Source organism: Variovorax sp. OK212, assembly GCF_900112425.1.
In the GTDB taxonomy this organism is placed as follows: Bacteria; Pseudomonadota; Gammaproteobacteria; order Burkholderiales; family Burkholderiaceae_C; genus Variovorax.
This window is the reverse complement of sequence record NZ_FOLP01000001.1, coordinates 887,387-906,880: the sequence shown is the minus strand read 5'-3', so window position 1 is coordinate 906,880 and position 19,494 is coordinate 887,387. Positions and strand designations below refer to the sequence as shown.

The window sequence follows — 19,494 nt, the reverse complement described above, 5'->3', positions numbered from 1 at the left end:
CCTTAGGTGGAGATACAAAAAAGTGAACCGTTTCCTTCCAACATTGCTCCTGGCCGGCGGCGCCCTCATGGCCGGCCCGGGCTTTGCCCTCCAGATCACCAGCCTGACCCCGCAAGGCGAGGTCGCGCGCGTGCGCCAGATCGTCGCCAAGTTCGACCAGGCCGCCGTCAATTTCGGCGACCCGAAAGCCCCCGCCCCCCTCACCGTGAGCTGCAACGACGCGCAGGCCGGCAAGGGCACCGGCCGCTGGACCGACGCCAAGGCCTGGGTCTACGACTTCGAGAACGACCTGCCGCCCGGCGTGCGCTGCACGGTCACCCGCGTTCCCACCTTCAAGCCCAGCGCCGGCGGCGAGCTGACCGGGCCCGAGCGCTACCAGTTCAACAGCGGCGGCCCGTTCGTGCGCAACTACATGCCGGGCAGCTACAGCCGCATCGACGAGCAGCAGATGTTCATGCTCGAGCTCAACGGCGCGGCCACGCTGGACAGCGTGCGCCAGAACGTCTGGTGCACGGCCGACGGCGTGGGCGAGCGCATTCCGGCCAAGCTGCTCGACGGCGAGCAGCGCGCCGGCCTGCTGAAGGCCTTCGGCCGCGACAAGGCGGCCGAGAAAGACCCGCTGCGCTTCATCACCATGCAGTGCAACCGCACGCTGACGCCGGGCGCCAAGATGCAGGTGGTCTACGGCAAGGGCGTGGCCACGCCGTCGGGCGTGGCCAACAACGTGGAGCGCCGCATCGAATTCCAGGTGCGCGAACCCTTCGCGGTGTCGTTCACCTGCGAGCGCGAGAACGCGCAGGCCGCCTGCCTGCCGCTGCGCCCGATGCAGCTCGAGTTCAACGCGCCGGTCACGCGCAAGCTCGCTTCGCAGATCGTGCTCAAGGGCAAGGACGAGACCACCAAGGCCCAGATCGCCAACGACAGCGGCGCGCAGAGCGACGACGACGTGGTCAGCAGCGTGTACTTCGGTCCGCCGCTGGCCGAGAGCGCGCAGTTCAGCATCGAGCTGCCCTCCAAGTTCGAGGACGCCTCGGGCCGCCCGCTGGCCTCGCCCGGCAGCTTCCCGCTGAAGGTGGCGACCGGCATGATGCCGCCGCTGGCCAAGTTCGCCGCCTCGCCCTTCGGCGTGGTCGAGCGCCTGGCCGAGCCCGACACCCCGGCCATGATGCCGGTCACCGTGCGCCGCGTGGAGCCGCAGCTGATGGTGCAGGCCCTCACGCCCGGCAAGGTGAGCGACATGAACCCGAAGACCGACGCGGAAATCATCGCGTGGTTCCGCAAGGTGCGCCGCTACGACAGCTTCAGCATCTCGCGCGAACAGGCGCGCAAGGACGTCAAGGGCCCGCTGCCCCCGGTCATCGACAAGGACGACCGCACCTCGCTGCAAACGCGCATGCTGTCGCTGCTGGGCGGCCAGACCGGCGTGAAGACGCTGGACATGCCCAAGTCGGACGCGGGCGATCCGCGCCCGTTCGAAGTCATCGGCATCCCGCTCACGCCGGGCTTCCACGTGCTGGAAATCGCCTCGCAGAAGCTCGGTGAAGCGCTGCTCGACGAACGCTACAACGCCGGGCGCACGATGTACGTGCGCACCACCGCGCTGGCCACCAACCTGGCCGTGCACTTCAAGCTGGGCCGCGAGAACTCGATGGCCTGGGTCACCACGCTGGACAAGGGCAAGGTCGTGGCCGGCGCCGAAGTGCGCGTGTCCGGCTGCGACGGCAAGGCCGTGGCCACCGGCACCACCGACGCCAACGGCATCGTCATGCTCAACGGCATCGCGCCGCAGGCACCGTCGTGCAACGGCCCGAACGAATACGACACGGCCGCCTGGTTCGTCAGCGCCCGCGCCAAGGACGAGAAGGGCGTCGAAGACCTCGCCTTCACCTGGAGCGACTGGCAGCGCGGCATCGAGCCCTGGCGCTTCAACGTGCCGACCAACATGCAGGCCGAGCCCGACCGCATCGCCCACACCATCTTCGACCGCACGCTGCTGCGCGCCGGCGAAACGGTGTCGATGAAGAGCCTGATCCGCACCCAGACCAGCAAGGGTTTCGGCCTGCCCGAGAACCGCCCCGACACGCTGGTCATCACCCACGTGGGCAGCGGCCAGCGCTTCACCCAGCCGCTGAACTGGCGCAAGACCGCCACCGGCGGCCTGAGCGCGGAGAACACCTTCCCCATTCCGCCCGCCGCCAAGCTCGGCGTGTACCAGGTGGTGCTGCGCACCGGCGGCGGCAAGGACGCCAACGCAGACAACGACAACGAAGGTGACGGCGACGAGGGCTACGCCCGCAGCTTCAGCACCGGCGTGTTCCGCGTCGAGGAATTCCGCCTGCCCGTGCTCGAAGGCCGCATCTCGCCCACCGAGAAGAAGCCGCTGGTGGCCGCCACCAGCGTGCCGGCCGACGTGCAGATCAACTACGTGGCCGGCGGCGGCGCCGCCAACCTGCCGGTGCGCGTGTCGGCCATGGTGCGCGGCAAGAGCCTGAGCTTCTCCGACTACGACGCCTTCAGCTTCAACCCGCCGCGCGCCACGCAGGGCGACGGCACCGAGGCGGCCACCGCCGCCGGGGACACCGGCGCCGGCGAAGAAGACCTCAACAGCGTGAACGACACCCGCGTGATCGCCGACAAGCTGCCCGTCACGCTGAACAAGGACGGCGCCGGCAAGGTCACCATCGACAAGGTGCCCAAGGTCAAGTCCGCGCGCGAGCTGCTGCTCGAAGCCACCTACGCCGACCCGAACGGCGAGGTGCAGACCATCCGCAGCACGCAGACGCTGTGGCCGGCCTCCGTCATTGCCGGCATCAAGACCGAAGGCTGGGTCTCGACCAGCCAGAAGCTGAAGTTCCAGGCGCTCGCGCTCGACCTCACGGGCAAGCCCCAGGCCAACGTGACCCTCAACGTGCGCGCCGTGGCGCGCATCACCACCACCAGCCGCAAGCGCATGGTGGGCGGCTTCTACACCTACGACAACAAGACCGAGACCAAGGACATCGGCACCGTGTGCAGCGGCAAGAGCGACGCGCGCGGCCTGCTGCTGTGCGAGTCGGAGCTGAAGGAAGCCGGCGAAGTCGAACTGATCGCCAGCGCCACCGACAGCGACGGGCGCGACGCCAAGGCCGTGAGCTCGGTCTACGTGACCAAGCAGGGCGAACTCTGGTTCGGCGGCGAGGACAACGACCGCATCGACGTGCTGCCCGAGAAGAAGAGCTACCAGCCCGGCGAGGTCGCCAAGTTCCAGGTGCGCAGCCCGTTCCGCTTCGCCACCGCGCTGGTGGCCGTCGAACGCGAAGGCATCATCGAGACGCACGTGGTGCAGCTCGACGGCAAGGACCCGACCGTCACCCTGCAGGTCAAGCCCGAATGGGGCCCCAACGCCTACGTGAGCGTGCTCGCCCTGCGCGGGCGCCTGCGCGAAGTGCCGTGGTACAGCTTCTTCACCTGGGGCTTCAAGTCGCCGCGCGAGTGGTGGACGGCCTTCTGGTACGAAGGCAAGGAATACGTGGCGCCCACCGCCATGGTCGACCTGAGCAAGCCCGCCTACCGCCTGGGCATGGCCGAGATCCGCGTGGGCACGCAGGCCCACCAGCTCGACGTGAAGGTGACCAGCGACAAGCCCAGCTACCCCATTCGCAGCAAGGCGCAGATCACCATCAGCGCCAAGCTGCCCGACGGCAAGCCCGCCGCCGGTGCCGAAGTGGCGCTGGCCGCGGTCGACCAGGCGTTGCTGGAGCTGATGCCCAACGACAGCTGGAACCTGCTGAACGCCATGCTGCAACGCCGCAGCTGGGGCGTGAGCACCTCCACCGCGCAGATGGAAATCGTCGGCCGGCGCCACTACGGCCGCAAGGCCGTGCCCGCCGGCGGCGGCGGCGGCAAGGGCCAGACGCGCGAGCTGCTGGAGACCCTGCTGGTGTGGAACCCGAAGGTGGTGCTCGACGCCAACGGCCAGGCCGTGGTGACGGTGCCGCTGAACGACGCGCTCACCACCTTCAAGATCGTGGCCGTGGCCGACTCGGGCACCAGCCTGTTCGGCACCGGGCAGACCAGCATCCAGGCCACGCAGGACCTGCAGATCATCAGCGGCCTGCCGCCGCTGGTGCGCGAGGACGACCAGTTCCGCGCCCAGATCACGCTGCGCAACACCACGCAGAAGCCCATGAAGGTCGAGGCCACGCCTCGCGCCACCCTGCTCACGCTGGAGCCGCAGACCGTGGACATCCCGGCCGGCGAGGCGCGCGAAGTGGCATGGACCGTGACCGCGCCCGCGCAGCTCGCGCAGACGCGCGCCGAAGCCATCCTGTGGGAGATCGAGGCCAAGGACACCATCGGCGGCGCACGCGACGCGCTCAAGGTGCGCCAGCGCATCGTGCCTTCGGTGCCGCTCACGGTGCAGCAGGCCACGCTGGTGCAGGTCGACGGTCCGTTCACGCTCGACGTGGCGCCGCCCGCCGACGCCCTGCCCGGGCGTGGCGGCCTGAAGATGTCGCTGCAGCCCAGGCTGGCCGAAGGCCTGCCGGGCGTGCGCGACTGGTTCGCCAACTACCCGTTCATCTGCCTCGAGCAGAAGACCAGCAAGTCGGTCGGCCTGCGCGACGCGAAGATGTGGCAGGGCGTGCTGGCCACGTTGCCGACGTACCTGGACAGCGACGGCCTGGCCAGCTACTTCCCGCCGCGCGACGGCGAGGCCAACCGCGGCAGCGACATCCTCACCTCGTACCTGCTCGCGGCCACCAGCGAAGCCGCTTCGCTTGACCCCGCCTTCGCGCTGGCCGACGACATTCGCGCGCCGATGGAGTCGGGCCTGATCGCCTTCGTCGAAGGCCGCATCACGCGCGAGTTCTGGAGCCCGCGCAAGGACCTGGACGTGCGCAAGCTCGCCGCGCTCGAGGCGCTCTCGCGCTACGGCAAGGCCAAGGGCAGCATGCTCGGCAGCATCACCATCGCGCCGAACCAGTGGCCCACCAGCGCGGTGATCGACTGGCTCAACATCCTGAAGCGCGTGAACGACGTGCCGCAGCGCCAGCAGCGCCTGGAAGAGGCCAACAATGTGCTGAAGGCACGGTTGTCGTACCAGGGCACCAAGCTGATCTTCAGCACCGAGCAGGACGACTACTGGTGGTGGCTGATGACCAACGGAGACGTCAACACCGCCCGCCTGCTGCTCAGCGTGATGGACGATCCGGCGTGGAAGGACGACATCGGCAAGCTCGCCAACGGCTTCATCGGCCGCCAGCAGAACGGCGCCTGGCACACCACCACCGCCAACCTGTGGGGCGGACTGGCGCTGGAGAAATTCAGCAAGGTGTTCGAGAGCACGCCGGTGGCCGGCATCACCGCCGCCACGCTCGGCGCCGCCAAGGCGCAGGTCGACTGGAGCCGCGTCGAACGCGTGAAGACCAGCGACGCCGCCGGTGCACCGAACCAGACCACCTTCTTCGGCGCGCCGGCCTCGCCGGGCAACCTGAAGAACAACACGATGTTCCTGCCGTGGGCCACTTCATCGAACGCGCCTTCGGGCGCACCGGTGCGCGACACGCTGCTGGTGACGCAGCAAGGCACCGGCAAGCCGTGGCTCACGCTGCAGTCGATTGCCGCCGTGCAGCTGAAGGCACCGTTCGCGGCGGGCTACGCCATCAAGAAGACCATCACCCCGGTCGAGCAGGCCACCGCCGGCAAGTACACGCGCGGCGACGTGCTGCGCGTGACGCTGGAGGTGAACGCCAGCACCGACATGACGTGGGTGGTCATCAGCGACCCGGTGCCGGGCGGCGCCACCATCCTGGGCAGCGGCCTGGGCCGCGACTCGCAGATCGCCACGCAGGGCGAGAAGAAGAGCGGCGCCGGCTGGCCGGCCTTCGAGGAACGCAGCTTCGAGGCCTTCCGCAGCTACTACGAGTACCTGCCCAAGGGCGTGGTGAAGATGGAATACACGGTGCGCCTGAACAACGTCGGCGACTTCGCGCTGCCGCCGAGCCGCGTGGAAGCGATGTACGCGCCCGAGATGTTCGGCGAGACGCCGAACGCGCGGGTGAAGGTGGAGGCGGCGAAGTAAGCCGACCCCGACCGACGACAACAAGGAAAAAGAGGAACCGCCATGGGCTTGGCCATCAGCGTCGGCACGCTTGCCGACTTTCTAGCGAACGACCCCGAGGGGGCCGAGTGGTTCGAAGGCGACTTCGAGATCGTGAACCAGGTGCTGGCGGCGGCGGGCCTGCCGCCGCACGCCGAGCCGCGCGAACTGCCGGCGCTGGATTCGCGGGCCTCGCTCGACGGGTTTCCGTACGCGTTCATCCACTACCTGCGCCGCGCCTACGCGCACAGCGTGGTGACGCCGGGCTGGAAGGCGACGCCGGTGGAAGACGGTGTCGACCCCTCGGAAGACCCCGCCATCCAGGCCGCGCTCGACGTGGCCGAAAGCCACCTCATCTGCCACTCGGACGCCGAAGGCTTCTACGTGCCGGTCGAGTTCGAGGACGTGCTGTTCTCCGAGTCCGAATCGGAAGAAGAGGCGCTGACGGGCGGCATGCTCGGCTCGTCCTACCGGCTGCGCGACGAGCTGGTGCAGGTCGCGCCCGCGCTGGGCATTGCATTGACCGACGGTGACCTGTCCGATGAAGAGGCTGCACGCATCGACGCCTTGGCCGAAAAAGAAGAAGCAGAAGACGACGAAGGGCTGTCCCGCGAGTACGCCTCGTGGTTGCTGCTGTATGAGATGGCGCGCCTGAGCATTGCGCACAAGACGGCGATCGTGTTTTCCTGAGCGCGGCGTCCCGGATCGACTGAAGGATCTGCGAAGCCATGTTCGAAACGCCCATTCACTGGGTCCGCGACATCGCGCCGCACCGGCTGGGACTGATGGCGCGTCCACGCGGCGGTGACGCGCTGCGCGAGGAAGTCGCCGCCTGGCAACGCGCGCACCTCGGCATGGTGGTCTGCCTGCTCGAATCGCATGAGATCCGCGAACTCGAGCTCAAGGAAGAGCCGGCGCTCTGCGCCGAACACGGCATCGCCTTCCTGCACTTCCCTATTCCGGACCGCGGCACGCCGAAGTCTCGCCAGGAGGCTGCCGCGCTGGTCACCGAACTGAACGCCGAGATCGTCGGCGGGAAAGCCGTCGCGATCCACTGCCGGGCAGGCATCGGCCGCACGGGCCTGATCGCCGGTGCGCTGCTCCACACGCTGGGCGTTGCGGGCAAGGACATCTTCCCGCTGCTGAGCCGCTCGCGTGGCGTCGGCGTGCCGGACACGCCGACGCAGGCGGAATGGGTCGCGCAGTATGCGCAGGCGCGCTCCTCGCACACGCGATGAAAGAACCTCCGGGCAATGACGCCATGACCCCTTCCCCCCTCACGCGCCACCTCGCCACCGTCACCCTCCTCGTGCGCGAGTACGACGAAGCCATCCGCTTCTTCACGCAGGCGCTGCGCTTCGACCTCGTCGAAGACACGCCGCGCGGCCCGGGCAAGCGCTGGGTGGTGGTCGCGCCCTCGCAGAGCACCGGCAACGCGGGCGCCGCGCTGCTGCTGGCGAAGGCCGTCACCGACGAGCAGGAAGCCGCCGTCGGCAAGCAGGCCGGCGGGCGCGTGTTCCTGTTCCTGCACACCTCGAACTTCGCCTGCGACCATGCCCACATGGCGTCCCACGGCGTGCGCTTTCTCGAAGAGCCGCGCCACGAGCCGCATGGCACCGTGGCGGTCTTCCAGGACCTCTGCGGAAACAAGTGGGACCTGATCCAACCCGCCGCCATGACGGCCGTCACCCACACCGCACCATGAACCAGGACCGCATCTTCTTCACCGGCAACCCGTGGCCCGAGGGCCATCCCGTCAAGGAATTCCGCTGGACGGCAGCGGTGCGCGACGGCCAGGTGCGCTTCGACCTGCACCTGCGCAGCGACGACTACGAGGCCGAGCGCGAAATCGAAGACCCCGAGGAAGAGGACGAAACCGAAGACGGCGAGTACATCGGCGACTGGCAATCGGTGGGCGTATGGACCAACTACCACCGCTGCACGCTCTCCTCCACCCACTGGGGCGCGGGCGACGGCCTTGCCGTGTGCGCGGCGGCCGACTACAGCCTGGACATGCTCGACGGCCTCGAGATCGTGGTGGACGACCCGCCGCCCGAGGACATCGAGCAGAACTTCTTCCACATCTACCTGCTGGGCCACGACGCCGCGGCGGCGCACCGCATCCGGTTCGACCGCATCGCGGGCACCGAGCGCTTCAACGTCACCTGGACCGGCAAGATCGCGCTGGCCTATGCCGGCGACAACGAATACAAGTACGAGTTCGCCGCGCACCTTTACGGCGTGGAGGCGCCGCGCCTTCCGGCATGAGCCTTCGAAGCTACCTCTCGCAAGCCTTCCGCTGGCAGCGCGGCCGCCAGGGCACGGGCTACGACAAGATGCTGCTGGCCACCGCGCGCTGGCCGCTGCCGTTCGACAGCTACCTCATCCGCTACCCCGAAGGCTCGGAAATTCCGCCGCACACCGACCCGGTGCAGGCCGGGCGGCACTACCGGCTCAACGTCGTGCTGAAGTCGCCGCGCTCGGGCGGCGAGTTCGTGTGCGCCGATCCGATCTTCGAGACACGGCGCATCAAGCTGTTTCGCCCCGACGCCTGCGTGCACAGCGTGACGCGGGTGGTGGGCGGCAGCCGGTATGTGTTTTCACTGGGCTGGGTGTTGCGCCGCCACGCGAGTGGTGCGGGCCGCGCCTAGCTTTTCATCTGCATGTCCATTCCACCCGGAGCCACCCCATGACCCACCATTTCGACGACCCTGAAGAAGGCCTCGCCCGCGAGACCAGCCACCCCCGCTTCGTGGCGCTCGCCGCCGACGACTTCTACTACGACGTCGCCGACGACTTCAGCCCCTTCGGCAGCGACGACGGCAACGACACGCTGTCGTCGCTGGAAGACTGGTACCGCGACGGCGGCAAGAACAACAAGGTCGCGGGCTTCCTCAAGGAGATGCTCGCCGACTGGGACTTCGGCGTACCCAAATCCATGCACCGCGCCGACGCCGACGTGCGCGAGAAGTGGCTCGCCAAGGAAGACATGCACGAAACCTACCTGCTGTCCGAATGCCGCGCGCGCGTGGCAACGGCCTTCGGGCAGCTCAAGATCACGGGCGAGGTCGACCCCGGCATGCGCGACGAGGCGCTGGCCGCCATCGCGTGCCAGCTGGCGCTGAACGAGCGCGCCCGTACGCAGCAACCCGCCTGGCCGCACGCCGACGAGAACCAGGCGCGGCTGACCGCGATGCAGGCAGTGTTGAACGCGCTTTGAAGCACGCATCGGCCTAAACTGCCCTCCCCTCTTCCTCAGGAGAAAGCCCATGACCACGATGGAGATCGCGAACCAGCTTGTCGCGCTGTGCCGGCAAGGGAAATTCCAGGACGCCAGAGCGCTGTATGCCGACGACGCCGTGAGCGTCGAGGCAGGCGCGCCGCCCGGCGGGCAGCGCGAGGCCGTCGGCCTGGCGGCCATCGAGGCCAAGGGCAAGTGGTGGACCGACAACCACGAGGTGCATTCGGCCAAGATCACCGGCCCCTGGCCGCATGACGACCGCTTCATCGTCGGCTTCGAGTTCGACGTCACGCTCAAGCCCACGGGCCAGCGTTTCAAGATGGAAGAAGCGGGCCTGTACACGGTGAAAGACGGCGCCATCGTGCGCGAAGAGTTCTTCTACTCGATGGGCGCCTAGCCGCCGCGTGGCCACCGCCCCGCAGCACACCGCCGGCGTTGCCACGGCCTGCCCGCGCTGCGGGTCGATGGCGCTGCGCGGGCTCGCCGAATCGACGGCGACGACGGCGTTCTTCGAATGCCCGTCGTGCCGCCGCCACTTTGCGCGCAAGCGTGGCGGCGCGCTGACCTACCGGTGGGGCCATCCCGTCAGCCTCGCGCTCTATGGCGTGCTCTTCGAGCCGGCGCCGCTGACGGAAGCGCCGCGCATCGCCGAATCGCTGCGACAGGGCCGCACGCCCGAGGCACTGGCGGCATTCGCCGAAGAGATCGAACTGGAGCTTGCGCACCCCACGCAGCAGGTCGGGGACATCCTTGGCGGCAAGGCGTCGGAGGCTGCGTGCCGGGCATTCCTGGCGGCGGTCGTTCGTCAGTTGAGAGACGCTTAGCCCGACGCCGTCCCGTCCACGGCCAGCGCGGCGGTTACGCCGGTTACGGCGGTGACGATGCGCACCGCCGCCCGCGTTGTCCTTGCGCGCGGCCCGCCGGATGATTCGCGGCGTCATCACTTGCGCACCCGCTTTTCACGCCATGCTTTCTTCCAGACCCGACCAGCAACGCCGCGCCCTGCTGGTGCGCGGCGGCAGCGCCGCCGCCGCATTCGCCGCCTCGTGGCACGCCGGCTTCGCCCACGCGGGCGCCACGCCCGACGCCGCCATCGAAGAACGCGCGGACCTCGCCCGCCACTTCACCGCCGCGGGCACGCCCGGCACCTTCGCGCTGCTCGACACCGCCACGTCGAAGCTCACGGTGGTCAACGGCAAGCGCGCGGCCCAGCGCTTCGTTCCCGCCTCGACCTACAAGATTCCCAACAGCCTGATCGCACTGGAGACCGGCGCGGTGAAGGACATCGACGAGGTGCTGCCCTGCGGCGGCAAACCCCAGCGCCGCAAGGAATGGGAACGCGACATGAACCTGCGCGACGCCATCCGCGTGTCGAACCTGCCGGTGTACCAGGGCGTGGCGCGCCGCATCGGCATGGCGCGCATGAACGAATGGATCGCACGGCTGCACTACGGCAACGAGGCGCTGGGCCCGGCGGTCGACCGCTTCTGGCTCGACGGCCCGCTGAAGATCTCGGCCATCGAGCAGGCGCGCTTTCTGGCGCAGCTGGCCCTGAAGCAGCTGCCGCTGTCGGCGCGCGCGCAGGAGATGGTGCACGACATCACCCTCGTCGAGAAGACCGCCACGCACGCGCTGCATGCCAAGACCGGCTGGTACCACAAGCCGCCGGTGTCGATGGGCTGGTGGGTGGGCTGGGTCGCCGATGCGCAAGGGGGCGTGAAGAGCTTCGCGCTCAACCTCGACATGCACAGCGACGACGACGCGCCCAAGCGCCTGACCATCGGCCGTGCGCTGCTGGCCGATCTGGGCGCGCTGTAACCCCGCGGGCCCCTGCGCCACGCAACGCAATGCAAGGCAATGCAGTGCCGGCATGAATACCGGCAAAATGCCCCGCAGGTGCCCTCATGAATACAAGATTTGTCGAAGCCTTCCTCTGGGCCGCACGCCTCGGCAGCTTCCGCGCGGCCAGCGACCGGCTCCACATCACGCAGGCGGCGGTGTCCAACCGCGTCGCCTCGCTCGAAGAAGACATCGGCGCGCGCCTGTTCGAGCGCGATGCGCGCGAGCTGCGGCTCACGCCGGTGGGCGTGCGGCTCATGGACTACGGCGAGCGGCTGCTCGAACTGCGCCGCGAAATCGTCTCGCTGGGGCGCCCGCGCGAAGACCTGCTGGGGCTGGTGCGCATCGGCGCCATCGAGACCGTGGTGCACACCTGGCTGCTGGGCTTTCTCACCAACCTGCGCTCCACCTACCCGGGCATCGAGGTGCAACTGACCTCCGAGACCACGCTGGCGCTGCACCGCGGCCTGCGCGAAGGCGCGCTGGACATCGCGCTGCAGACCGACCACATCGCCGGCGCGGGCATCGTGAGCACGCCCTGCCTGCCCATGCCCATGGGCTGGGTCGGCCCGCAAGGCGCCGAGGCCACGCAGACCGTCGACCAGCTGCTGCGCCAGCCCGTGCTGACCATGAGCCCGGGCTCGCAACCGCACGAGGCGCTGAAGAACCTGTACCGCGCGGTGGGCATTCCGCTGGGCAAGGTGCACTGCGTGAGTTCGATCTCCGCGCTGGCGCGGCTGGTGAAGGCCGGTTTCGGCAACGCGCTGGTGCCGCTGCCGCCGGTGTACGAGTACGTGGCCAGCGGCGACGTTCGCATCATCGCGTGCGACGCGCTCATCTCGCCGCAACGGCTGGTGGTGAGCCATCTGGAAGCGGCCGACTCCGACGCCATCCGGCTCGTGGCCGAACTGGCCTGCCGGGCCTCCGACCAGTTCACGACCTCTGCAATCGCACCAACCTGGAGCGGGGCTTCAGAGGGTTAACCCTCGAATTGGGGCGTTTCCGCCCCAGGAAGGGGCCAGTAATTCTTGTGGCTATCGCCCAGAAAAACTCGTTTGTGACAGCAGCACCCTGCGACGGAAGATCGCGCCTTCATTTTTCGAAGGCCCGCCCGCTCCTCCGCCGCCATGACCACTTCCGACTCTTTCGCCCCTGACACCGACGCCGCGGCCGTGGCCCCGGCTGTGTACGGCATGCTGTTCGTCGCCTCCGATGTCGACGCGGCCGACGACGCCGACTACAACCGCTGGTACGACCGCGAACACGTGGAAGAGCGCGTGCGCATTCCCGGTTTCCTGTCGGGCGCGCGCTATTCCTCGCTCGAGGGCGGGCGCCGATACCTGGGCCTGTACCGCACCGAATCGCTGGCCGTGTTCGGCTCCGCCGGCTACCGCGCCGCGTTCGAGAAGCAGACGCCCTGGTCCATCGCCAACCTGGACCGCATGCGCCAGCCGATGCGCCGCGTGTGCGCCGTGCGCGCCGTCACCGGCTTCGGCAGCGGCAGCCATGCCGTGGTGCTGCCGTTGGCCGCGGCGGCCGATGCCGAAGCGCTCGCGGCCCATGCCGCACGCGTCGGCCAGGCGCTCGCCGAGCAGGCAGGCTTCGTGCAGTCGTACCTGCTCGTGCCCGACACCGCGCTGAGCACGCCCCTGCCGCGCGAATCCACCGAAGGCCGCGTGCTGCAGCCGATGCTGGTGATCGAAGCCAGCAACGCCCACGCCGCGCGCACCGCCCGTGCCACGGCGGCCGCCGCCTTCGACACCGACCCCGCCACCGGCTGGCTGCTCGCACTCGGCTGGAAGCTGGGCGCGGCCGAGCTGGCCTGACCCGACCCCCGTGTCTTCACCGAACCAAGGTATTCCGATGACCGAACATGTTCTTCCCACCAAGGCCGCGCCGGGCACAGCGCCCGCTTCGCATGCCGCGCCCAGAATGGGCCGCCTGGCCATGGCCAGCTCGATCGGCACCACGCTGGAGTGGTACGACTTCACCGTCTACAACATCATGGCCGCGCTGGTCTTCAACGCGGTGTTCTTCCCCTCGTTCGACCCGCTGACCGGCACCATCCTGGCCTTCTCGACCTACGCGGTCGGCTACATCTCGCGCCCGCTGGGCGGCGTGGTGTTCGGCCACCTCGGCGACCGGCTCGGCCGGCGCTTCGTGCTGGTGGCCACGCTGGTCATCATGGGCATTTCCACCGGCCTGATGGGCCTGTTGCCCACCTACGCGAGCTGGGGCATCTGGGCGCCCGTGGCGCTGGTGGCCTTGCGCTTCGTGCAGGGCGTGGCGCTCGGCGGCGAATGGGCCGGCGCGGTGCTGCTGTCGATGGAACACGGCAAGAGCGACGAGCGCGGGCGCAACGCCTCGTTCACGCAGGTCGGCCCGTCGTGCGGCACGCTGATCGGCACGGGCTTCATCGCCATCGTGTCGGCCTGGCTGAGCCCGGAAGAATTCCAGGCCTGGGGCTGGCGCCTGCCGCTGATCTCCAGCGTGGCGCTGGTGCTGTTCGGCCTGTGGCTGCGCCGCGGCGTGGACGAGACGCCCGTGTTCCTCGAGATGGAACAGAAGAAGGCCACCGCCAAGACCCCCATCAAGGAAGTGTTCACGCAGCACTGGCGCAGCCTGCTGGTGGCCGGCGGCTCGCGCATCGGCTCCGACGTGCTGTACGCGCTGGTGGTGGTGTTCACGCTGACCTACGTGACGACGGTGCTGCACCTGTCGCGTCCGCTGGCGCTCACCGCCACGATGATCGGCGCGGCTTGCAACGCCATTGCGGTGCCGTGGTTCGGCGGGCTGTCCGACCGCATCGGCCGCCGGCCGGTCTACATTGCCGGCGCGCTGCTGGGCATGGTGTGGGCCTTCGTGTTCTTCGTGCTGATGGACAGCGCGCACCCGGTCGCCATCTGCGCGGCGGTGGTGGTCGGCCTGCTGATCCACGCCATGATGTACGGCCCGCAGGCCGCCTTCGTGACCGAGCAGTTCCCCGGCCGCGTGCGCTATGCGGGCGCCTCGCTGGCCTACACGCTGGCCGGCATCCTGGGCGGCGGCTTCGCGCCGCTGATCATCGCCAGCCTGTTCAAGTCGTGGGGCAGCACGCTGGCCGTGTCGTTCTACGTGGTGGCCGCACTGGCCCTGACGCTGGTCGCCCTGGTGGTGGCCCGCGAAACCGCCAAGCGCCCGCTGGAGACCTGAGATGCACATCGAAACGACCATGCAACGCCTGAACTTCGCCTGCGAGAGCGTCGCCGCCGACGGCACGCGCTCCACCGCCCTGCACACCGTCGCGCCCCGCGCGCTGGTGGTGGCGGGCTGGACCGGCCGCGACACCGCGGCCATCGAGCACCACATCGAGGAGCTGGCCGCCATCGGCGTGCCGCGCCCGTCGAGCGTGCCGCTGTACTACCGCGTGGCGGCCCAGCTGCTGACGCAATCGCCCGCCATCGAGGCCCTGGGCGAACAGAGCTCCGGCGAAGCCGAGCCCGTGTTCTTCTTCTCGCAGGGCGAGTGGTGGCTGAGCGTGGCCTCGGACCACACCGACCGCCAGGTGGAGAGCTACTCGGTGGCCGTGTCCAAGCAGATGTGCGCCAAGCCCGTGGCCGAGACGGCCTGGCGCTGGAGCGACGTGCAGTCGCACCAGGACACGCTGGAGCTGCGCTCGCGCATCCTGGAAGACGGCCGCTGGGTCGACTACCAGCGCGGCACGCTCGCTTCGATCCACCCGCTGGCCGCGCTGCGCGACGGCATGCCCGGCGCCGGCGCCGCGCCCGAAGGCCTCTTCATGACCTGCGGCACGCTGGGCGCGCTGCCCAACGCCAAGGGCGAAGGCATCCGCCCGGCCACGCAGATGGAGATCGAGCTGCACGACCCGAAGCTGCAGCGCCGCATCGTGCATCGCTATGCGGTGCAGGCACTGCCGGTGGTGGCGTGATGAACGGCGGCTTCACCATTTCCGAACTGCGCGCGCGCATCGCCAGGGGCGAGCTGTCGCACGAGGCGCTGATCGACCAGGTGCTCGACGCGGCCTCGCAGCCCGCCGCGGCACACGTGTTCACCCGTGTGTACGCCGATGCCGCGCGCGCCGCGGCGCGCCATGCCGACGCAGCGCGCAAGGCCGGCGTCGAGCTCCCCGCGCTCGCCGGCCTGCCCGTGTCGGTGAAAGACCTCTGCGACGTGGCCGGCGAAACCACCATGGCCGGCTCCGCCGTGTGCGCCGGCGAGCCGCCGGCCGCGCACGACGCCGTGGCCGTGGCGCGCCTTCGCACGCAGGGCGCGGCCATCGTGGGCAAGACCAACATGACCGAGTTCGCGTTCTCCGGCGTGGGCATCAACCCGCACCACGGCACGCCGCGCAACCCGGCCGATGCGGCCACGCCGCGCATTCCGGGCGGTTCGTCGTCCGGTGCGGCGGTGTCGGTGGCGCTGGGCCTTGCCGTGGCCGGGCTGGGCTCGGACACGGGCGGCTCCATCCGCATTCCGGCCGCGCTGTGCGGGCTGGTGGGCTTCAAGAGCACGCAGTCGCGCGTGCCGCGCACCGGTGCTTTCGAGCTGGCGCGCTCGCTCGACACGGTGTGCGCCATGGCGCGCAGCGTGGAAGACTGCCTGGTCGCCGACGCGGCCATTGCCGATGCGCCGCTCGCCGTGCGCCGCCGCCCCCTGCAGGGCATGCGGCTGGCCGTGCCGCGCACGCTGATGTTCGACGACATCGAGCCGGCCGTGGCGCTGGCCTTCGACCGCGCGCTGAAGGCGCTGTCGGCCGCGGGCGCGCAGGTGGTCGACATCACGCTGGCCGAGCTGGCGGAGATCGCCACCGTCAACGCGCCCGGCGGCTTCTCGCCCGTCGAAGCATCGGCCGTGCACCGCGAACGCTTCGCGGCCAAACGCGAGGGCTTCGACGCCCGCGTGGCCGCGCGCATCGCGCTGGGCACCGAGGTGCGCGCCGCCGACTACATCGCCATGCAGGACCGCCGCCGCGACTGGATCGGCCGCGTGGAGCGCGCCATCGAGGGCTTCGACGCGCTCGTGTGCCCGACCGTGCCGATCGTCGCGCCGCCCATCGCGGCGCTGGCGGAAGACGCGGCCTTCTTCAAGGCCAACGGCCTGCTGCTGCGCAACACCTTCGCCATCAACCTGCTCGACGGCTGCGCCTTCAGCCTGCCCTGCCACGCGCCGGGCGAACTGCCGGTGGGGCTCATGCTGTCGTCGGTGCGCGGCGACGACGCGCGCCTGGCCGCGGTGGCGCTGGCCGTGGAGCCGGTGCTGCGTTTCGGCTGAACGAAGCGAAGGCCGGTGACGGGCCCGTTCCGTCATCGGCTATCGTTTCGCCCATGTCCCTCGCGCCACCCTCGCTCACCGGCCCCCGCCTTCTCCTGCGCCCGCTGCTCGCCGCCGACGCGGCGGCACTGGTTGCCGCCGCTGCCGACGGCGAACTCTGGAGCCTCCCGTTCACCGTGGTTCCATCCGCCGACACGGTCGATGCCTACGTCGGCAACGCGCTGGCCGGCCAGGCCGCCGGCACCGTGATGCCCTTCGCCACCGTGCTGCGCGAAACGAGCCAGGTCATCGGCTCCACGCGTTTCTGGAAGATCGACCGCATCAACCGCAAGCTGGAAATCGGCAGCACCTGGATCGCGGCGTCGTGGCAGAAGACCTTCGTGAACACCGAGGCGAAGTTCCTGATGCTGCGCCATGCGTTCGAGGAACTGCGGTGCGTGCGCGTGCAGCTCACCACCGACGAGATCAATGCGAAGTCGCGCGCGGCCATCCTGCGGCTGGGCGCGAAGCAGGAAGGCGTCGTGCGCAACGAGCGCATCATGCCGGACGGGCGCAAGCGCAACTCGGTGCGCTTCAGCATCATCGACGACGAGTGGCCGCAGGTGAAGGCGCAGCTCGAAGAGCGGCTGGCTGCGGGGGGCGGCACAGTCTTGCAGAAGCGCACGGCATGAGCCACGAGATCGTTCCGACGCACGAGTCGCACTTCGAGAGCCTGCACCGCGCGCTCGACATCGTGGCGCGCGAGCACAAGTACCTTGCGCTCATGCAGGCGCCGCCGCTGGAGCGGTCGGTCGCGTTCTACCGCGGCTTGATCGAAGCCGGCTTCCCGCATGTGGTGGCACTCGACGGCGCGCGAGTGGTCGGCTGGTGCGACGTGTCGCCGGTGTTCGGCCAGTCGCGTGCCCACATCGGGCTGCTGGGCATCGCGCTGCTGCCCGAGGCGCGCCACCAGGGACTGGGCGCGCGGCTGCTGCAGGCCGCCATCGACAGGTCGTGGGCGCGCGGGCTCACGCGCATCGAGCTGTCGGTGCGCGCGGACAACCTGAACGCCAAGGCGCTGTACGAGCGCTTCGGCTTCGCGCACGAGGGCGTGCAGCGCCGCGCCACGCTGATCGACGGCGTCTACCACGACGCCCACGCGATGGCGCTGCTTCGCTAGACTGGGCGCACGTCGTCGCCGAACGGAGAGCGCCCATGTGCCGCAGCATCAAGACCCTCTACAACTTCGAACCGCCCGCCACCGAGCAGGAGATCCGCGCCGCCGCGCTGCAGTTCGTGCGCAAGCTCAGCGGCTTCAGCGTGCCGTCGCGCGCCAACGAGGAAGCCTTCGAGCGCGCGGTCGAAGAAGTGACCGCCACCGCCGCGCGGCTGCTCGAATCGCTGGTGACCACCGCCGAGCCGCGCGACCGCGAGGCAGAGGCCGAGCGGGCGAAGGCGCGCAATGCGGTGCGCTTCGGCAGCACCGCGTGACCCAAGGCGTGACTGGGACGTGATCGACGTCACCCTCAACGGCGAACTCCGCGCCGTCGCCTCGCCACAGGCCCTGCGCACCGCCCTCGCCCGCTTCGACGCCGATCTGCCGCACTACGAACTCTGGCTGTGCGTGCCCGACGGCCCCTCGCTGTGCATGCTGCGCAGCGGCCCCGACGCCTGGCTCATGCACCTGCGCCACCCGGGCGACCCCGGCTTCACCTCCGAAGGCGACACCGCGCGCGACGGCGTTGCGCACTACACGCTGTCCAACGGCCAGGTCGACGAATACCCGCTCGCGTGGTGCATCGGGCTGCCGCGCTGCCACGACGCCGTCGTGCACTTCTTCGCCAGCGCGGGCGGCCGCTTCGACGGCGTGGCCTGGCGCGAGAGCTGAGCCGCCTGCAGATAACCCGCGGCCAGCAGCCCGGCACCGCCTTTGCTATGGTGCTTTCCGGCGCCAGATTGCGCACGCCGCGCACGTCACGCCCATCACGCATGGCCTTGCGAATTTTCAGCGTATGAAAAAGACCTATACCGGCGGCTGCCACTGCGGCGCCGTGCGATTCGAAGCCGACATCGACCTGAGCCAGGGCACCCTGCGGTGCAACTGCTCCATCTGCACCAAGACCCGCTTCTGGCCCGCGGCGGTCGAGCCCGACGCATTCCGGCTGATGGCCGGCCAGGAAGAGCTGACGGAATACCTCTTCCACACGCGCCAGAACAAGCACTTCTTCTGCAAGCACTGCGGCGTGCGCTCGTTCGGGCTGGGCAACCGGCCGGACGACGGCGGCGCGATCTACGGCGTGAACGTGACCTGCCTGGACGACGCCGAGCCCGAAGAGCTGATCAACTCCCCCATCACCTACGTCGACGGCCGCAACAACAGCTGGCACCTGCCGCCGGCCGAGACCCGGCACCTCTGAACCACCCACCCACCCATCCACAGGAGACACCGCAACATGCCCATCGAACTCTGGCTCGCCTTCGTCGCAGCGTCCACGCTGATGCTGATCATTCCGGGGCCGACCATCCTCACGGTGATCAGCTATTCCATGTCGCACGGCCGCCGCGCCAACGTGCCGCTGGTGGCCGCGGTGGCGCTGGGCGACTCGACGGCGCTGGTGGTGTCGCTGCTGGGCCTGGGCGCGCTGCTCGCCACCTCGGCCTTCTGGTTCACGGTGGTGAAGTGGGTGGGCGGCCTGTACCTGCTGTACCTGGGCATCAAGCTGCTGCGCGCCGGCGTCTCGCCCGCCGAGCTGGCCAAGCCCGCCGCGCCCGTCTCGCGCCTGCGCCTCTTCGCCAACACCTACCTGGTGACGGCGCTGAACCCCAAGGGCATCGTGTTCTTCGTGGCCTTCCTGCCGCAGTTCATCAGCCCGGCGGCCGACGTGACGCGCCAGCTGTGGGTGCTGGCCGTGACCTTCGTGGTGCTGGCCGCGACCAACGCCACGCTGTACGCGGTGTTCGCGGGCTCGGCGCGCAAGCTGCTCTCGTCGCCGCGCGCGCAGAAGCGGTTCAACCTGGCGGGCGGTTCGCTGCTGAGCGCCGCGGGCATCTGGGCGTTGATGGCGCGCCGGCCCGGCTGAGACGC

21 protein-coding genes are annotated in these 19,494 nt (G+C 69.5%); all 21 read left to right on the top strand.

All coding sequences use genetic code 11. The features are described 5' to 3' along the window. Positions 1-67 precede the first annotated feature (67 nt). Positions 68-6,061 (top strand): alpha-2-macroglobulin family protein, encoded by a 5,994-nt coding sequence (locus BM004_RS04065; RefSeq protein ID WP_371268854.1) that lies wholly within the window; start codon positions 68-70, stop codon positions 6,059-6,061. Between the two features lie 42 nt (positions 6,062-6,103). Beyond that, on the top strand, positions 6,104-6,769 hold the full coding sequence (locus tag BM004_RS04060; protein ID WP_093211422.1) for a hypothetical protein: 666 nt from the start codon (positions 6,104-6,106) through the stop codon (positions 6,767-6,769). 38 nt (positions 6,770-6,807) lie between these two features. Beyond that, on the top strand, positions 6,808-7,317 hold the full coding sequence (locus tag BM004_RS04055; RefSeq protein ID WP_093211419.1) for a phosphatase domain-containing putative toxin: 510 nt from the start codon (positions 6,808-6,810) through the stop codon (positions 7,315-7,317). A 23-nt stretch (positions 7,318-7,340) separates the two neighbouring features. Further along, positions 7,341-7,784, top strand: coding sequence for a VOC family protein (locus BM004_RS04050; protein WP_093212019.1), 444 nt, complete (start codon positions 7,341-7,343; stop codon positions 7,782-7,784). Next, positions 7,781-8,347, top strand: coding sequence for a hypothetical protein (locus BM004_RS04045; RefSeq protein ID WP_093211416.1), 567 nt, complete (start codon positions 7,781-7,783; stop codon positions 8,345-8,347). The genes BM004_RS04050 and BM004_RS04045 overlap by 4 nt, the downstream gene beginning before the upstream one ends. Continuing rightward, entirely contained in the window at positions 8,344-8,730 is a 387-nt protein-coding gene (locus BM004_RS04040; RefSeq protein WP_093123927.1) for a 2OG-Fe(II) oxygenase, read from the top strand. The genes BM004_RS04045 and BM004_RS04040 overlap by 4 nt, the downstream gene beginning before the upstream one ends. Positions 8,731-8,768: 38 nt before the next feature. Then, a complete protein-coding gene (locus tag BM004_RS04035) occupies positions 8,769-9,299 on the top strand; it encodes a MolR family transcriptional regulator (protein WP_093123924.1) in 531 nt (176 codons plus the stop codon). A 49-nt stretch (positions 9,300-9,348) separates the two neighbouring features. Continuing rightward, positions 9,349-9,717, top strand: a complete 369-nt coding sequence (locus BM004_RS04030; RefSeq protein WP_093123921.1) for a nuclear transport factor 2 family protein — start codon at positions 9,349-9,351, stop codon at positions 9,715-9,717. 7 nt (positions 9,718-9,724) lie between these two features. Next, on the top strand, positions 9,725-10,144 hold the full coding sequence (locus BM004_RS04025) for a hypothetical protein (RefSeq protein WP_093211414.1): 420 nt from the start codon (positions 9,725-9,727) through the stop codon (positions 10,142-10,144). Positions 10,145-10,286: 142 nt separating this feature from the next. Then, a complete protein-coding gene (gene blaOXA, locus BM004_RS04020) occupies positions 10,287-11,138 on the top strand; it encodes a class D beta-lactamase (RefSeq protein ID WP_093211412.1) in 852 nt (283 codons plus the stop codon). A gap of 86 nt (positions 11,139-11,224) precedes the next feature. Beyond that, positions 11,225-12,142 carry a LysR family transcriptional regulator gene (locus tag BM004_RS04015; RefSeq protein ID WP_093123914.1) on the top strand — a complete coding sequence of 306 codons (918 nt, stop codon included), beginning with the start codon at positions 11,225-11,227 and terminating at the stop codon, positions 12,140-12,142. Between the two features lie 144 nt (positions 12,143-12,286). Beyond that, the gene (locus BM004_RS04010; protein ID WP_256219775.1) at positions 12,287-12,985 is read left to right on the top strand and encodes a DUF4286 family protein; all 699 of its coding nucleotides are present in this window, start codon (positions 12,287-12,289) and stop codon (positions 12,983-12,985) included. 37 nt (positions 12,986-13,022) lie between these two features. Next, complete coding sequence (locus BM004_RS04005) at positions 13,023-14,351, top strand: MFS transporter (RefSeq protein WP_093211410.1); 1,329 nt, start codon at positions 13,023-13,025, stop codon at positions 14,349-14,351. A 1-nt stretch (position 14,352) separates the two neighbouring features. Next, positions 14,353-15,087: a DUF2848 domain-containing protein gene (locus BM004_RS04000; RefSeq protein WP_256219774.1), complete on the top strand. Its 735-nt coding sequence runs from the start codon at positions 14,353-14,355 to the stop codon at positions 15,085-15,087. Further along, positions 15,087-16,430, top strand: a complete 1,344-nt coding sequence (locus BM004_RS03995; protein WP_093211408.1) for an amidase — start codon at positions 15,087-15,089, stop codon at positions 16,428-16,430. Before BM004_RS04000 ends, BM004_RS03995 begins: the two co-directional genes overlap by 1 nt. A gap of 53 nt (positions 16,431-16,483) precedes the next feature. Next, positions 16,484-17,101, top strand: a complete 618-nt coding sequence (locus tag BM004_RS03990) for a GNAT family N-acetyltransferase (RefSeq protein WP_093211406.1) — start codon at positions 16,484-16,486, stop codon at positions 17,099-17,101. Then, positions 17,098-17,589, top strand: coding sequence for a GNAT family N-acetyltransferase (locus BM004_RS03985; protein ID WP_093123903.1), 492 nt, complete (start codon positions 17,098-17,100; stop codon positions 17,587-17,589). Before BM004_RS03990 ends, BM004_RS03985 begins: the two co-directional genes overlap by 4 nt. Positions 17,590-17,624: 35 nt before the next feature. Further along, positions 17,625-17,900: a DUF2277 domain-containing protein gene (locus tag BM004_RS03980; RefSeq protein WP_093123901.1), complete on the top strand. Its 276-nt coding sequence runs from the start codon at positions 17,625-17,627 to the stop codon at positions 17,898-17,900. 19 nt (positions 17,901-17,919) lie between these two features. After that, on the top strand, positions 17,920-18,297 hold the full coding sequence (locus tag BM004_RS03975) for a hypothetical protein (RefSeq protein WP_218152670.1): 378 nt from the start codon (positions 17,920-17,922) through the stop codon (positions 18,295-18,297). A gap of 124 nt (positions 18,298-18,421) precedes the next feature. Continuing rightward, positions 18,422-18,826, top strand: a complete 405-nt coding sequence (locus BM004_RS03970; RefSeq protein ID WP_093123898.1) for a GFA family protein — start codon at positions 18,422-18,424, stop codon at positions 18,824-18,826. Between the two features lie 36 nt (positions 18,827-18,862). Continuing rightward, positions 18,863-19,489: a LysE family translocator gene (locus BM004_RS03965; protein WP_093123895.1), complete on the top strand. Its 627-nt coding sequence runs from the start codon at positions 18,863-18,865 to the stop codon at positions 19,487-19,489. Positions 19,490-19,494 lie beyond the last annotated feature (5 nt).